Source organism: Saccharothrix sabaoui, from assembly GCF_051756985.1.
Lineage (GTDB): Bacteria > Actinomycetota > Actinomycetes > Mycobacteriales > Pseudonocardiaceae > Actinosynnema.
In genome coordinates, this window is sequence record NZ_JBPKJK010000002.1 from 158351 (window position 1) to 173139 (window position 14789).

Genomic DNA, 14789 nt, shown 5'->3' on the forward strand with positions numbered 1-14789 from the left:
GTGTACGTCGAACGGCCGTTCGCCGGTCTCGCCTGCGTGTGGGAGCGGGTGTCGGCGGTGCCCGAGGTAGGCCGGGTCGTGCCGGACGGCTGCACGGACGTGATGTTCTCGTCCACCGGCGAGCTGTTCGTCGCCGGACCGGACACGGTGGCGCACGTGATGTCGTCGTCGGCGCCGCACGTGCTGCACGGGGTGCGGTTCGGGCCGGGCGCGGGACCCACGGTGTTCGGCGTGCCGGGGCACGTGCTGCGCGACCGGCGGGTGCCGCTGGCCGAGCTGTGGGGCCCGACCGACCGGCTGGAGGACGCGCTGTCCCGGGCGGCCGACCCCGGCGCGGTGCTGGCGGCCGAGGCGGTGCGCCGGGCCCGCGAGTCCCCCGCCGACCCCCTGGTCGCCCCGGTCGTGGCGGCCCTCGTGGGCGGCGCGACGACGGCCGGCCTGGCCGACGACCTGGGGTTGTCGACGCGGCAGCTGCACCGGCGGTGCCTGGCGGCGTTCGGGTACGGGCCGAAGGTGCTCCAGCGGGTGCTGCGGTTCGACCGGGCCGTGCGGGCGGCGCGGCGCGGGGTGGCGTTCGCCGAGGTCGCCCAGCGCGCCGGGTACGCCGACCAGGCGCACCTGTCGCGGGAGGTGCGCGAGCTGGCCGGCGTGACGCTGGGTCAGCTGATCCGGCCGTAGGCGCGCAGCGTGAGCAGCGCCTCGATCGTGACGACGGCACGCCACTCGTAGGTGGTGATCGGGGTCCAGGCCGGCCACGCGAACGTCCACCCGCCGTCGTCCTGCCGGGCCGCGACGAGCGCGTCGAGGTCCTCGGCCACCTCCCGGTCGGTGAACCAGCGGCGGGCCAGGTGGTCCGGGGTCGGCGCGTACTGGCGGGGCTTGTGCGTCTCGCCGGCGGCGTAGCCCTCGTGCGCCCGGCCCTCGCCGAGGTCCACCAGGCCCTGCTCGCGGACGAGCGCCCCGAGCCGCTCCGAGGCGGCCTCCGCGCGCGACCGGTCCGGGACGGCGTCGAGGAAGTGCGCGCACGCGGCGGCCTCGTAGGGGTGCGACCGGTCCAGGCCCTCGACGCGTGACCAGCAGAAGTCGGTGGCCCCGTCGAGCCACGGGTGCTCGACGCCCACGCGGTGCAGGACGCCCGCCAGCAGCGCGGTCATCAGCAGGTCGCCGTCCGCGCCGACCTGCCACCACGGCGCCCTGGGGTGGTCGCCGGCGGTGGCGAGGCTGTTCGGCACGCCGCCGTCTGCGGCGGTGACCCCGGCGAGGAAGTCGCACGCGGCACGGGCGTGCTCGCCGGCCGCGCCGACCTCGTGCAGCAGCGACAGCGCGGTGAAGGTGTGCAGCGGCTGGCTGGACGGGCCGCGGCCGTCGGGCTCCAGGGCGTGCCCGAACCCGCCGTCGTCGTTGCGGTACGACAGGACCGCGTGCACGACCGGCTCGGCCGGGCCGCCGTCGAAGAGGAACGCGAACCTGCGCTGTTCGAGGACGCGCGCGTGCCGCCAGAGGAAGGTGCGTGCTGCTTCGATCATGCCGACGACGGTAGGCGGGGGCGCGGTCCGCCGTCTTGAACGGATCGGACGCGCGCCCCTCCCCTCACCGCTTCCGGAGCACCTCGCGGTTCAGCTCGGCCGGGCTGCGGTGCCCGGACAGGCCCAGCGTGAGGTCGAAGTCGGCGAGCAGGCCGCGCAGCACGTGCCGCACGCCGGCCTCGCCGCCGTGCGCGAGGCCGTAGGCGAACGGCCGGCCGACCAGCACCGCCTTCGCCCCCAGGGCCAGCGCCTTCACCACGTCGGCCCCGGAGCGGACACCGGAGTCGAACAGCACCTCGACCCGCTCGCCCACGGCGTCCGCGATCTCCGGCAGCACGTGCAGCGAGGCGACCGCGCCGTCCACCTGCCGCCCGCCGTGGTTCGACACGACGATGCCGTCCACCCCCGCGTCGACGGCCTTGCGCGCGTCGTCCACGTGCTGGATGCCCTTGAGGACGATCGGGCCGTCCCAGTGCTCGCGCAGGAAGGACAGCTGGTCCCACGACTTGTCCGTGCCGGTGAACATCTGCACCCAGCGCAGGATCGCCATCGGCTTGTCCTCTTCGGGCGCCGCGGCGAGCCCCGCCCGGAACGCCGGGTCGGAGAACGGGATCGCCGTCCCGATGCCGCGGATGAACGGCAGGTAGGACCGGTCCAGGTCGTGCGGGCGCCACGCGAGCGTCCACGTGTCGAGCGTGACGACGAGGACGCGGTACCCGGCGGCACGCGCCCGGCCGAGGATGCTGACGGCCACGTCCGGGTCGTTGGGCCAGTAGAGCTGGAACCAGCGCGCCGCGTCGGGCGCCGCCTCCGCGACCTCCTCGATCGTGTGCGAGGACGCCGTGGACAGCACGAACGGCACCCCCAGCCCGGCGGCGGCCCGCGCGGTCGCCAACTCGCCGTCCGGGTGCAGGATCGACTGCACCCCCACCGGCGCCAACATCACCGGCGCGGGCATCTCGGTGCCGAGGACGGTCGTTCCGAGGTGCCGCACGGTGGCGTCCGTCAACATCCGCGGCACGATCCGCCAGTCGTCGAACGCCTCCCGGTTGGCCCGAGCGGTACCCCCACCCCCGGCCGCCCCCGCCACGTACCAGAACGGCCCGGGCCCGAGCCGTTCCCGGGCGGACGCCTCCAGCGCCTCGGGGTCGGTCGTGAACGGCGGCACGGTGCCCGCCAGGCCCTGGAGGTAGATCTCGTTCTGGTACGCGGCGAATGACGTCATGCGGACACCTTGCTACACGGTCGCCCCCTTCGGCAGGGCGGTGGCTCGGGGGATCACGCCTTGGTCCTGGCCGGGACGCGGGGGTTCAGGAGGATCGCCACCGGCGCGGCGGTGAGGACGGTGGAGGCGGTGCCGGCCACCAGGCCGATGAGCAGGGCCGTGGCGAAGTCGGCCAGTGAGCCGTCGCCCAGGACGAGCAGTGCGGCGAGGACGAACAGGACGCCGATGCCCGTGTTCACGGTGCGGGGCAGGGTTTGCAGCACCGCGTCGCTCACCACGTCGCGGAACGGGCCGCCGCGGGTGCGGAGTTCGCGGACGCGGTCGAAGACCACGACCGAGTCGTTGACCGAGTAGCCGATGACGGTGAGCAGGGCGGCCAGGAAGACGGCGTCCGCGGTCTTGCCCAGCCAGGCGAAGGCGCCCACGAGGACGACGACGTCGGTCACCAGGGCGACCACGGTGGCCACGCCGAGCCGCCAGTCGAAGCGCACGGCCAGGTAGGCGAGCTGCGCGGCGACCGCGATGGCCAGCGCGACCAGGGCGTTGCGCCGCAGCTCGGAGCCGAGGCTGGGGCCGATGAGGTCGTTGCTGAGCTGCTCGGCCCCGCCGGTGGCGCGGTCGACGGCCTCGCCCACGCGGGCGGCGGCGGGTGAGTCGATCGGGCCCGTGCGCACGGACAGGCCGTCGGTGCCGGAGGTGACGACCTGGGCGTCGCCGAACCCGGCGGCGGACAGCTCGGCGCGCACCCGGCCGACGTCCGCCGCGGGCGCGGTGAACTCCAGCACCCGGCCGCCGGTGAACTCGACGCCCAGCTGGAGGCCGCGCGCGAGCAGGCCGGCCGCCGCGACGAGCAGCACGCCGCCGGCGGTGAGCAGCCAGCGGTCCGGGCGGCGGAACAGGGCGAAGCCGTGCGTGGTCAGCCAGGTGCGGACGCGGCCGAGGGTGTGCAGGCCGGACCAGGACGGCCGCTCCTCCAGCAGCGGCACGACGAGGCCGAGCAGCACGCGGGTCAGCACCAGGGCGCTGAACAGCGACGCGAGGACACCGATGGACAGCGTGACGCCGAAGCCCTTCACCGGGCCGGTGGCCAGCCAGAACAGCAGGCCGGCGGCGAGCAGCGTGGTGGTGTTGGAGTCGGCGACGGCGCTCAGCGCGCCCCGGAACCCCTGGTCCACCGAACGGGGCAAGCGTTTGCGGCGCGCGTACTCCTCCCGCGACCGCTCGAACACCAGCACGTTCGCGTCGACCGCCATGCCGATCGCCAGCACGAACCCGGCGAGCCCCGGCAGGGTGAGGGTCGCGCCGATCGCGAGCAGCGCCGCGTAGGACAGGCCGGCGTAGGCGACGAGCGCGAGCACCGCGACGAGCCCGGCGAGCCGGTAGGTGAACACGAGGAACAGGCCGGTGAGGGCGACGCCGATGACGGCGGCACGCGCGCTGGCCTCGATGGCGTCCGCGCCGAGCGTCGGGCCGACGGTGCGCTGCTCCACGACCTCGACCGGCACGGGCAGCGCGCCGGAGCGGATCACCAGGGCCAGCTCCTCGGCCTCGGCTTGGGCGAACCGGCCGGTGATCTGCGTGCTGCCGCCGATCATGCCGGTGCCGCAGCCGACGGACGGGTCGACCTGCGGCGCGGACACCACCTCGTCGTCGAGCACGAACGCGACGCGCCGCTCGTACGCGCCGGGCCGGGCGCACGCGGCGTCGGCGGTGACCCGCTGCCACGCGCCGGGGGCGTCGCCCTGGAAGTCGACGCCGACGAGGTAGCCGACGCCCTGCTGGTTGGGGGTGGCCCGGGCGTCCTCGATGCCCTCGCCGGTCATCACGACGTCGCCGAGCGCGACCGAGTCGCCGTCGGGCGTCGGCTTGTCGCCGGGCCCGGTGACGGGCTGCACGCGCAGCTGGGCGGTGCGGCCGAGGACCTCGATGGCCTCGGTCGGGTCCTGCACGCCGGGCAGCTCCACGACGATGCGGTGGTCGCCGGAGCGGGCGAGGACGGGTTCGGCGACGCCGAGTTCGTCGACGCGGCGGCGCAGCACCTCCATGGCCCGGTCGGTGGCGTCGGACGTGGCCTCGGGAGGGGTTTCGAGAACGATCTGAGTTCCACCGCGCAGGTCGAGGCCGAGGCGCGGTTGGACGGTGAGCAGGGTGAACGCGGACGCGGCGAGCACGCCGAGGGACAGCAGCCCTCGGACGAGGAGTTCTCGCCGCGCGCTGGGGCGCGGCATGGCTGGGGGACCTCCGGACGAGGTGAACGGGTGAGGGGTTCAGGTTCCGGAGGTGGGTGGCGGCGCTCGTTCGCCGAGCGGGGTGCGGCCGGCGCGCTCGGGGGTGCGGTGGGTCGGGTCGACGACGTCCACCCGCGGCACCGGGGCGGGGGTGGCGTGCACGGGCGGCTGGACGCCGTCCAGCGGCTGGCCGAGGTGGCCCGCGACCTGCTGCACCGGGTGCACGGCGGTCGACCGGGTGGTGGTGCCGGGCAGGTGCGCGGCGTCCACCGCGGCCGACACGGCGACCGGGTCGGCCGGGGCGGTGGTCACGGGTCCGGACACGACGAAGCCCGCGATCATCGCGAGGACCGCGAGGAGGGCGCGCCGGGTCACGCCACCCAGGCTAGCGGTCCGGGCGGGCACCGCCCAGGACGACGACGGCCCCGCCGAGCAGCGCGCACAGCCAGGCGATGACCAGCGGCTGCACCGTGGTGGCGCCCAGGAACAGCGCGATCGTCCAGCCGGCCAGCACGAGGGTCGCCGCGCCGAACAGCACCACCACGACGGCGACCCGCGGCCGGTGCCGGGGCAGGTGGGCCAGTGCCCGCCGCACGCCCCGGCGCGCCCGCAGCAGCAGCCCGCCCACCACCGCGACGACCCCGAGCGGCAGCGCGGCGGAGAACCAGGCCAGCACCGGCGTCGGCCTGGGCATCCCCGCGAGCAGCAACAGCAGGCCGCCCGCCACCAGCAGCACGGCCAGCCGCGACAGCGCGGGCCACACGAGGGCGTGCGCGGCGCTCAACGCGTCGCCGGGGGTCTCGACGGATCGGCCGCCGCGCCGGCGGCGCACGGTGGCGAGGTTGGCGCGCACGTCGTCGGCGTGCGGGTCGAGCCGCAGCGCGGTGCGGTAGGCGCGCTCGGCGGTGCCCCAGTCGCGCACGCGCAGCGCCGCGTCGCCGAGGACCTGGTGGGCGCGGGCCTCGCCGGGCGCGAGGTGCGCGGCCCGCCGGGCGACCTCGACGGCCTCGGCCCGCCCGCCCGGGTCGGCGGCCAGGACCTCGGCGAGCACGACCCGGCAGCGCCAGTCGTCGGGTTCGCGGCGCACGCACTCGCGGGCCGACGCGGTCGCCTCGGGGTGCCTGCCGAGTTCGCTCAGCGCCAGGGCGGCGAGGCGCTGCGCCCACGCGTGGTCGCCGCCGAGCACGAGGGCCCGCTTCGCGGCGGTCAGCGCGGGGTCGGGTTCGCCCGCGTCGAGGTGCGCGGCGGCGAGCCGGCACCACGCCTCGGCGTGCAGCGGGTTCGCGGCCAGCACGGGGCGGAGGACGTCGATCGCCTGCCGGGGCAGGCCGCGGGCGGTGAGCTCGGCGGCGCGGACCACGGCCGCGGCGATCGGCTCCGGCATGTCCCCCAGCATGACAGCGCGGAAAAGCCCCCACGTCCGGGTGATGCGGAACCGGTGGCGGGAACCGACCCCCGGGCGGTTCCCGCCGGCCGGGGTCAGGCGGCGGCGAGCTTGCGCACCGCGCGGTGGGCGTCCTCGCGGGAGGCGTCGGCGTGGCCGCGGTGCTCGGCGAACTCCGGCGCGTCGTGCGCCTTGGTCATCTCGGCGTGCACGAACTCCAGGTCCCGGTCGAGCCCGACCATCGCGAACACCGCCCGCAGGTAGGGCTCCTGGAAGTCGAAGCGGTGCAGCGGCGTGCCCGCCGAGTAGGCGCCGCCGCGGGCGGTGACCACGACGACCCTCTTGCCGACCAACGGCCCCTCGCCGGTCCGCTGGTCGACGATCAGGTCCGGCACGATCACCCAGTCCAGCCACGCCTTGAGCGTCGACGGCACCCCGAAGTTGTACATGGGTGCGCCGATCAGCAGCGTGTCCGCCGCCAGCAGCTCGCCGCGCACGCGCTCCTCCAGCGTCCGGTCCCCCGCCCCCGCGCGGGCGGCCAGCGTCGTGGCGTCGATGTGCGGCAGCGGGTCGGCCGCCAGGTCGCGGTAGGTGTGGCCGCCGTCCGGGTTCGCGGCCAGCCACGCCTGCGCGAACGCCGCCGTGACCTCGCGGGACACCGATCCCCCCGTGCGCAGGCTCGTGTCGATGTGCAGCAGCTCGGTCATGGTTCCTCCCAAGAAGTTCTTGGTTGAGAACATATGGCTTGAGTAGTTCCGAGTCAAGATGTTCTCAAGCGAGAACGTCTGACCTGCGGCGTATGATTCCGGTCATGGCCGAACCCGTCACCGAGTCCGCCTGCGCCAGGCAGGCCGACCTCAACTGGCTCCTGCACCGCGCGGCGCAGAAGCTGGGTGCGGTGGCGCAGGAGGCGGCGGCCCGGCACGGCGTCACCGCGCGCGGGCAACTGGTGCTCAGCGCGCTGTCCAACGACGAGTTCCCGCGCACCCAGCTCGCCCTCGGCCACGCCCTCGCGGTGGACAAGACGACGCTGACCGCCGAGCTGGACCGCCTGGAGCGGGCGGGGCTGATCGTGCGCAAGCCCGACCCGAACGACCGGCGCGTGCGGGTGCCCTCGCTCACCGAGCGCGGCCGGGCCGTGCAGGTCGAGGTCGAGCGCCTGCACGCCGAGGCCGAGGCGGGGTTCACCGCCGACCTCGACCCGGGCGAGCTGCACGTGCTGCGGACCTTGCTGCACCGGCTCATCGCCTCGGCCCGGCACCCCGATCAGGGGTCCTGCCTCTAGTCCAGCGGCGGACGAATTATCACGATCCGTTGCGGTTCAGCCATTTTTCACCCGCTCAGGTGACTGGATCGGTCACCCCGTGCAACGCTGTGACCAGCTCGGCACAACTGCCCGGCGGTTTCACCGTCATGGCACCGACCCGCGTGCGTCTCCTCTCCGCGAGCGCCCGGGCGGTCCGAGCACCCGTGTCGGGACAGTGGGAGGTAGAGGGAACGTGAGCATGAGCAAGGAGTGGCAGATCACCTGCCGCGACATCGCGTCCCGGCGCCGTGACATGACGGTCTTCGTGAGCCAGGGCCACGTGGTGGTGACCGTGCCGCCGGGCGAGGCCGCCGTCCTCACGCCGCTGGAGGTGGGCCGCCTGCGGGCCGCCCTGCGCGACGCGGTGGTGAACGCGTCCGGCACCCCCGAAAACTGATCCCGCCCGTTCCGATTTTCCGCCGCACTCTTCCTACTCGCGGGTAGGTAGTGTCAGTATCGGAACCGTGAGCACCTACCCCGTCACCGGAACGACAGGTCCCACCGGCGGGCGCCCGCTCGCGCGCCCCGACCACCGGGCCGTGCGGTGAACCGCGTCGCGGGAGCCCTGCGCGCCCTGGTCACGCTGGTGCGCGCCGGGGTCGTGCGGCCCGTGGCGCCGCGCCGGCTGCTCGGCGTGCTGCGCGCCTACCTCCGGTGGGACCTGACGATCGCCTTCGGCTACGCCCACGGCGCGGCCCGGCACCCCGACCGGCCCGCGGTCGTCGACGACCTGGGCGCGCTGACCTTCGCCGAGGTCGACGAGCGCACCACCCGCCTCGCCCACGGCCTGCGCGGCCTGGGCGTGCGCGCGGGCTCCAAGGTCGCGGTGCTGTGCCGCAACCACCGCGGGTTCGTGGAGACCGTGACCGCGTCGGTGAAGCTCGGCGCGCACGTGGTGCTGCTCAACACCGGCCTGAGCGCGGGCCAGGTCGCCACCGTGCTGCGCGAGCAGGACGCGGCGGTCGTCGTCGCCGACACCGAGTTCCACGACCTGCTGGCGGACGCGCCGGGCGAGGTGCGCCGGGTCGTGGCGTGGGTCGAGGGCACCTCCGGGGGCACGACCCTGGAGCAGCTCATCGCCTCCTCCCCCGCCACCCGCCTGCCCGCGCGCCCGCCGCGCGGCCGGCTGGTCGTGCTGACCTCCGGCACGACCGGCGCGCCCAAGGGGGCCAGGCGGCCCGAGCCGGCGAGCCTCACCCCGGCCGCCGCGCTGCTCTCGCGCATCCCGCTGAGGGCGGGCGACCGGTTCGCCGTGCCCGCGCCGCTGTTCCACACCTGGGGCCTCGCCGCGTTCCAGATCGCCCTGGTGCTGGGCGCGACGCTCGTGCTGCGCCGGAGGTTCGACCCCGCGCTCGTCCTCGCCGACGTGCGCGACCACGACGCCGACGCGCTGTTCGTCGTGCCCGTGATGCTCCAACGGGTCCTGGAGCAGCCGGAGCGACCGCACGTGCCGTCGCTGCGGGTCGTCGCCTCCAGCGGCTCGGCGCTGCCGCCGCCGGTGGCCCGCCGCTGCCTGGCCGAGCTGGGCCCCGTGCTCTACAACCTCTACGGCTCCACCGAGGTGTCGTGGGTGAGCATCGCCCGCCCCGACGAGCTGGCCCGCCGACCCGGCACGGCGGGCCTGCCGCCGCGCGGCACCCGCCTGGCGATCCTCGACGAGGACGGCGCCGCCGTGCCGCCGGGCACCACCGGCCGCATCTTCGTGGCCAACGGGATGCTGTTCGACGGCTACACCCACGGCGGCGGCAAGGAGGTGCGGGACGGCCTCATGGCCACCGGCGACCTCGGCCACCGCGACGACGACGGCCTGCTGTTCGTGGTGGGCCGCGACGACGAGATGATCGTCTCCGGCGGCGAGAACGTGTACCCGCGCGAGGTCGAGGACCTGCTGGCCGCCCTCACCGGGGTGCGCGAGGTCGCCGTCGTCGGCGTGCCCGACGAGGAGTTCGGGCAGCGCCTGGCCGCGTACGTGGTGCCCGAGGAACCCGGGTCGCTCGACGCCGACGCGGTGCGCGGGCACGTGCGCGACAACCTGGCCAGGTTCTCCGTGCCGCGCGAGGTCGTGTTCCTCGACGCGCTGCCCCGCAACGCCACCGGGAAGGTCCTGAAGCGCGAGCTGGGGTGAGCACCCCCGTCGACGGGGGCGGCCGGTGGCGGTCCCCGCGCGAGCTGCGCCGTGCCGAAGCGCCGTCCGCCGCCCGGTGGTCACCCCGAAGGTATTCCCGGGTATTCCCGGCGGACAACGACGAAAGTGGGTGATGACCGCGCTGACCCGGTGTGCCATGCTCCGCTTGGACGCTTCCCCCTGCGTTCCCCGACGAAGCGGCGGTGGTGCGATGAGGTTCGGACGCGCCACCACCGGCGGGTGTCCCGCGGCGCGCCCCCTCGCCCGTGACGCACCGCGCCCTATCGAACGGAGTTCGACGATGGTCGTGCCCTCCCTGCGCAAGTTCCTGGCGGCGCTGGCACTCTGCGCCGGCCTCGCGGTCGTCGTCGGCGCGCCCACCGCGGCCGCCGTGGACACCTCGACGGCGGATGCCTCGAAGGTCTTCCAGCCGCCCTACTCGGCACAGCCGTGACCCCCTCAGGGCCGGGTTCGCGCACGCGCGGGCCCGGCCTTGAGGCACAGTGGACGGTGTGAGCAGCGAAGTCCTGCGCCTGCGTGCGCCGCGGCACCAGGTGAGCCGCAAGTCGATCACCCTCTGGACCCTCCACGCGCTGATCGGCTGGCTGGTGCTGCTGGTCCCCCAGGTGGTCGCCCTGGTGTTCACCCGGTCGCCGTGGCAGGTCGCCGCCGCGGTCGCGACCCTGGTCCTGGGCACCGCGCACACCCTGGTCATGCCGCGCTGGCGGTACCGGGTGCACCGCTGGGAGGCCACCCCGGACGCCGTCTACACCCTGGCCGGCTGGCTCAACCAGGAGTGGCGCATCGCCCCGGTGTCCCGCATCCAGACCGTGGACACCAAGCGCGGGCCGCTCCAGCAGCTGCTGGGGCTCTCCACGGTCACGGTCACCACCGCGTCGGCCGCCGGTCCCGTGCACATCGAGGGCCTCGACCGCGACGACGCGGTCCGGTTGGCCGACGAGCTGACCACCACGACGCAGGCCACGCCCGGTGACGCCACGTGACCGCCGACGTGCCCCCGGGTCCGCCACCCGCCCCGTCCGCCGGCTTGCCACCCACCGGCTTGCCACCCACCGGCCTGTCCCCCACCGGCCTGCCACCCGTCGACCTGCCCGCCGCCCCCGAGTACGTCGAGCCGGTCGTCGACTGGCACCGCCTCGACGTGCGGATGCTCATCGTGCGGCCCCTCAACGAGCTGCTGGGCCTCGTGCCGCTGCTCGTCGGCCTGCTGGTGCTCGGCACCGGTGAGGCGTGGCGCATCCTGACCAGCGTCGGCCTGGTCGTGGCGATCGTGCTGTTCGGCCTGCTGCGCTGGGTCACCACCCGGTACCGCATCACCGCCGAGCAGGTGGAGCTGCGCACCGGCCTGTTCGTGCGCAAGCGCCTCGCCGTGCCGCGCGACCGCATCCGCACCGTCGACCTGACCGCGAAGCTGGGCCACCGGCTGTTCGGGCTGTCCGCCGTCCGCGTCGGCACCGGGCAGCGCGACCAGCCGGGCGAGGACGGGCTGACGCTGGACGCGGTGTCCTCGGCCGAGGCCGAGCGGCTGCGCGTGCTGCTGCTCACCGTCGCCCGCCCGGAAAGCGCGGCGCCGCAGGAGGAAGCGCGCCCCGGCGTCGTCCTGTCCACGTGGGACAACCGCTGGCTGCGCTACGCCCCGCTGACGCTGTCCGGGCTGGTCGCGGCGGGCGCGCTGTTCGGGTTCGCGATGAACTTCGCGCGGGAGCTGGAGGTCGAGGTCCTCGGCCCGCTGACCGACGCCGCGCACTGGGTGGTCGACCAGCCCGTGCTGCTCACCGTCGCGCTCGTCACCGGGGTCGTGGCGCTGATCGCCACCCTCGGCTCGGTCCTCGTCTACGTCGTGCAGTTCTGGGGCTACCGGCTGACCCGCGAGCCCGACGACACCGTGCGCGTCCAGCGCGGGCTGCTCACCACGCGCTCGGTGTCCGTGGCCGAGCAGCGGCTGCGCGGCGTGGAGCTCGTGGAACCGCTGCTGCTGCGCGCCGGTCGCGGCGCGCACGCCCGGACCGTCACCACCGGCCTGGGGCGCAAGGGGGAGAGCAGCCTGCTGCTGCCCGCCGCCCCGGTCGCCGAAGCTCATCGCGTGTCGGCGACCGTCCTGCGGCAGGACCCGCCGCCGACGCTGGCCCCGCTGCGCCGGCACCCGTTCGCCGCCCTGCGCAGGCGGCTCGTGCGCGCCGTCGTGCCGCTGCTCGTGCTCGCCGCCGCCCTGGCCTGGTTCGCGCCCGCCTGGACGTGGCAGGTGGTGCTGGCGCTCGTCCCGTTCTCCGCGCTGCTGGGCTGGGACCGCTACCGCTCCCTCGGCCACGCGCTCACCGACCGCCACCTGGTCGTCCGCCAGGGTTCCGCGATCCGCGAGACCGTCGCGCTCCAGCGCACCGGCATCATCGGCTGGCGCTTCTCCCGCTCGTTCTTCCAGCGCCGCGCGAACCTCCTCACCGTCTCGGCCACCACGGCGGCGGGCGACGGCGCGTACCACGCGGTCGACATCGGGGAGGTCGACGGCCTGGCCCTGGCCGACGCCGCCGTGCCCGACCTCCTGCGCCCCTTCCTGGAGCGGGGAGCGCCTCGGCGGTGAGCCACGTCCCGTCCGATGTGGACGGAACGGCCGGTGGCGGTGGGCGTTAGCCGGCCGAGCGGAACGTGGTGCGGTACACGCTCGGCGCCACGCCCAGCGTCGCGCTCATCTGCTGGCGCAGGGCCGCGCCCGTGCCGAACCCGGCGTGCCGCGCCACCTGGTCGATCGCCAGGTCCGTGGTCTCCAGCAGGTGGCGGGCCCGCTCCACGCGCTGCTGGGTGATCCACTTGCCGGGGCTCACGCCGGTCTCCTCGCGGAACCGGCGGGTGAAGGTGCGCACGCTCATCCGCGCCCGGTCGGCCAGGGCGCGCAGGTCGAGCGGTTCCGCCAGGTGCTCCAGCGCCCACGCGCGGGCCGCCGCCGTGGAGGTGTCGGTGACCTCCGGGACCGGGCGCACGATGTACTGGGACTGGCCGCCCGGCCGCCACGGCGGGACGACGCAGCGGCGGGCCGCCATGTTCGCGACCTCGCTGCCGTGGTCACCGCGGATCAGGTGCAGGCACAGGTCCACGCCCGCGCCGACGCCCGCCGAGGTGAGCACGTCGCCCCCGTCGACGAACAGCACGTCCGGGTCGAGGTCGACGTGCGGGAACAGCCGGCGGAAGTTGTCCGCGTGCGCCCAGTGCGTGGTGGCCCGCCTGCCGTCGAGCAGGCCGGCGGCGGCGAGCACGAACGCGCCCGTGCAGATGGACATCACCCGCGCGCCCCGTGCGGCGGCGGAGCGCAGGGCGTCGCGCACCCCGGGGTCGAGCACGCCCTCGGCCAGCACCGAGGAGCCGTGGCTGATGCCCGAGACGACCACCGTGTCCGCCTCGGCGAGCAGCTCCAGGCCGTGGTCCGGGGTGATCGTGAACCCGGCCGAGCTGCGCACCGGGGCGCTGCCCGGCGTGCACACCCGCACGTCGTAGAACCGCCGGCCGTCCTCGTCGCGGGCGGCGTTGAAGACCTGCGTCGGCGTGCCCAGGTCGAAGCCGACGACCTGGTCCAGGGCGAGCACGGCGATCAGGTGACGGCGCTCCATGGCCCGATTCTTGCACATGATGGCCATCAGGCCACTTTCCTCGGGCGGCCCGGTCACGCACCCTTCTCGGCGTGAGCCTTCCTGGTGGTGTCAGCAGCAAGCAGAACTGGGCGTGGGTGGTCGCGGGGGTCGCGTTCGTCGCACTCGTCGGCGCGGCGGCCTTCCGCGCCACGCCGGGCGCGTTGATCGAACCGCTCAAGGAGGAGTTCGGCTGGTCCACCGGCACCATCGGCCTCGCCGTGTCGGTCAACCTGCTGCTCTTCGGCCTCACCGCGCCGTTCGCCGCCGCCCTGATGGAGCGCTTCGGCGTCCGCCGGGTCGTGGCGTTCGCGCTGACGCTCGTCGCCGTGGGCAGCGGCCTGACCGTGTTCATGACCACCGCGTGGCAGCTCGTGCTGTTCTGGGGCGTGCTGGTCGGCCTGGGCACCGGCTCGATGGCGCTCGCGTTCGTCGCGACCATCACCGGCCGCTGGTTCGTCAAGCACCGCGGGCTGGTCACCGGCGTCCTCACCGCGGGCGGCGCGACGGGCCAGCTCGTGTTCCTGCCCGTCGTGGCCGCGCTGTCGGAGACGTCGGGCTGGCGCTCGGCGTCCCTGGTGGTGTCGGTGGCGGCCCTCGCGGTCGTGCCGCTGGTGCTGCTGTTCCTGCGCGAGCACCCCGCCGACGTCGGCGTCCCGCCCTACGGCGGCACCGAGGTCGTGCCCGTCCCGGCGACCGGGCCGGGGGCCGCCCGCCGCGCGATCGGCGCGCTGACCTCCGCCGCGCGCACCGGCCCGTTCTGGTTCCTCGCCGCCGGGTTCGCCATCTGCGGCGCCACCACCAACGGGCTGGTCGGCACCCACTTCATCCCCGCCGCGCACGACCACGGGATGCCCACCACGACGGCCGCAGGCCTGCTCGCGCTCGTCGGCGTGTTCGACATCGCCGGCACCGTGCTGTCCGGCTGGCTCACCGACCGCGTCGACAGCCGCGTCCTGCTGGCCGTGTACTACGCCCTGCGCGGCGCGTCGCTGCTCGTGCTGCCGCAGCTGTTCCACGACTCGGTGCACCCGTCGATGCTCGTGTTCATCATCTTCTACGGCCTCGACTGGGTGGCCACCGTGCCGCCGACCGTGGCCCTGTGCCGCGAGGTGTTCGGCCTGTCCGCGCCCGTCGTGTTCGGCTGGGTGTTCGCCTCGCACCAGATCGGCGCCGCGATCGCCGCCACCGCCGCCGGCCTCACCCGCGACCACTTCGGGAACTACGCGCCCGCCTGGTACGTGGCCGGACTGCTCAGCATCGCCGCCGCGTTCCTGTCGATGAAGGTCCGGGGCCGGCGGCAGCGGCCGGTCGAGCCCGAGGTCGACCCGGTGCGGGCGTGATGAGATCGGTAGCG

The 14789-nt window shown here is 75.1% G+C and carries 15 protein-coding genes; 8 read left to right on the forward strand and 7 right to left on the reverse strand.

Annotated features, from left to right (window positions below; translation table 11 throughout):
* The gene (locus ACR807_RS01495) at positions 1–678 is read left to right on the forward strand and encodes a helix-turn-helix transcriptional regulator (RefSeq protein ID WP_438919323.1); all 678 of its coding nucleotides are present in this window, start codon (positions 1–3) and stop codon (positions 676–678) included.
* On the opposite strand, the gene ACR807_RS01500 is transcribed toward ACR807_RS01495, so the two are convergent.
* The 6 genes from ACR807_RS01500 to ACR807_RS01525 form a co-directional block, all read right to left on the reverse strand.
* Positions 660–1526, reverse strand: a complete 867-nt coding sequence (locus tag ACR807_RS01500; RefSeq protein WP_438919324.1) for a hypothetical protein — start codon at positions 1524–1526, stop codon at positions 660–662. The genes ACR807_RS01495 and ACR807_RS01500 overlap by 19 nt on opposite strands.
* A 64-nt stretch (positions 1527–1590) precedes the next feature.
* Complete coding sequence (locus tag ACR807_RS01505) at positions 1591–2751, reverse strand: lactate 2-monooxygenase (RefSeq protein ID WP_438919325.1); 1161 nt, start codon at positions 2749–2751, stop codon at positions 1591–1593.
* Positions 2752–2804: 53 nt separating this feature from the next.
* Positions 2805–4979 carry a protein translocase subunit SecD gene (gene secD, locus ACR807_RS01510; protein WP_438919326.1) on the reverse strand — a complete coding sequence of 725 codons (2175 nt, stop codon included), beginning with the start codon at positions 4977–4979 and terminating at the stop codon, positions 2805–2807.
* Positions 4980–5018: 39 nt separating this feature from the next.
* Positions 5019–5354 (reverse strand): hypothetical protein, encoded by a 336-nt coding sequence (locus tag ACR807_RS01515; protein ID WP_438919327.1) that lies wholly within the window; start codon positions 5352–5354, stop codon positions 5019–5021.
* A gap of 10 nt (positions 5355–5364) precedes the next feature.
* Complete coding sequence (locus tag ACR807_RS01520) at positions 5365–6363, reverse strand: tetratricopeptide repeat protein (RefSeq protein ID WP_438919328.1); 999 nt, start codon at positions 6361–6363, stop codon at positions 5365–5367.
* A gap of 95 nt (positions 6364–6458) precedes the next feature.
* Entirely contained in the window at positions 6459–7070 is a 612-nt protein-coding gene (locus tag ACR807_RS01525; RefSeq protein ID WP_438919329.1) for an FMN-dependent NADH-azoreductase, read from the reverse strand.
* A gap of 104 nt (positions 7071–7174) precedes the next feature.
* Here ACR807_RS01525 and ACR807_RS01530 point away from each other — a divergent pair, with 104 nt between their 5' ends.
* The 6 genes from ACR807_RS01530 (at position 7175) to ACR807_RS01555 (ending at position 12393) form a co-directional block, all read left to right on the forward strand.
* Positions 7175–7648 carry a MarR family winged helix-turn-helix transcriptional regulator gene (locus ACR807_RS01530; protein ID WP_438919330.1) on the forward strand — a complete coding sequence of 158 codons (474 nt, stop codon included), beginning with the start codon at positions 7175–7177 and terminating at the stop codon, positions 7646–7648.
* Positions 7649–7868: 220 nt separating this feature from the next.
* Positions 7869–8066, forward strand: coding sequence for a hypothetical protein (locus ACR807_RS01535; RefSeq protein WP_438919331.1), 198 nt, complete (start codon positions 7869–7871; stop codon positions 8064–8066).
* 147 nt (positions 8067–8213) lie between these two features.
* Positions 8214–9794: an AMP-binding protein gene (locus tag ACR807_RS01540; RefSeq protein ID WP_438919332.1), complete on the forward strand. Its 1581-nt coding sequence runs from the start codon at positions 8214–8216 to the stop codon at positions 9792–9794.
* 301 nt (positions 9795–10095) lie between these two features.
* The gene (locus ACR807_RS01545) at positions 10096–10248 is read left to right on the forward strand and encodes a hypothetical protein (protein ID WP_438919333.1); all 153 of its coding nucleotides are present in this window, start codon (positions 10096–10098) and stop codon (positions 10246–10248) included.
* Between the two features lie 58 nt (positions 10249–10306).
* A complete protein-coding gene (locus ACR807_RS01550) occupies positions 10307–10798 on the forward strand; it encodes a PH domain-containing protein (RefSeq protein WP_438919334.1) in 492 nt (163 codons plus the stop codon).
* Between the two features lie 59 nt (positions 10799–10857).
* The gene (locus ACR807_RS01555; protein ID WP_438919335.1) at positions 10858–12393 is read left to right on the forward strand and encodes a PH domain-containing protein; all 1536 of its coding nucleotides are present in this window, start codon (positions 10858–10860) and stop codon (positions 12391–12393) included.
* A 46-nt stretch (positions 12394–12439) separates the two neighbouring features.
* Here the strand turns inward: ACR807_RS01555 and ACR807_RS01560 are convergent, their stop codons facing one another.
* Positions 12440–13414 carry a GlxA family transcriptional regulator gene (locus tag ACR807_RS01560; protein ID WP_438919336.1) on the reverse strand — a complete coding sequence of 325 codons (975 nt, stop codon included), beginning with the start codon at positions 13412–13414 and terminating at the stop codon, positions 12440–12442.
* A gap of 71 nt (positions 13415–13485) precedes the next feature.
* On the opposite strand from ACR807_RS01560, the gene ACR807_RS01565 reads away from it, so the two are divergent.
* Positions 13486–14775: an MFS transporter gene (locus ACR807_RS01565; RefSeq protein ID WP_438919337.1), complete on the forward strand. Its 1290-nt coding sequence runs from the start codon at positions 13486–13488 to the stop codon at positions 14773–14775.
* The last annotated feature ends 14 nt before the right edge of the window (positions 14776–14789 follow it).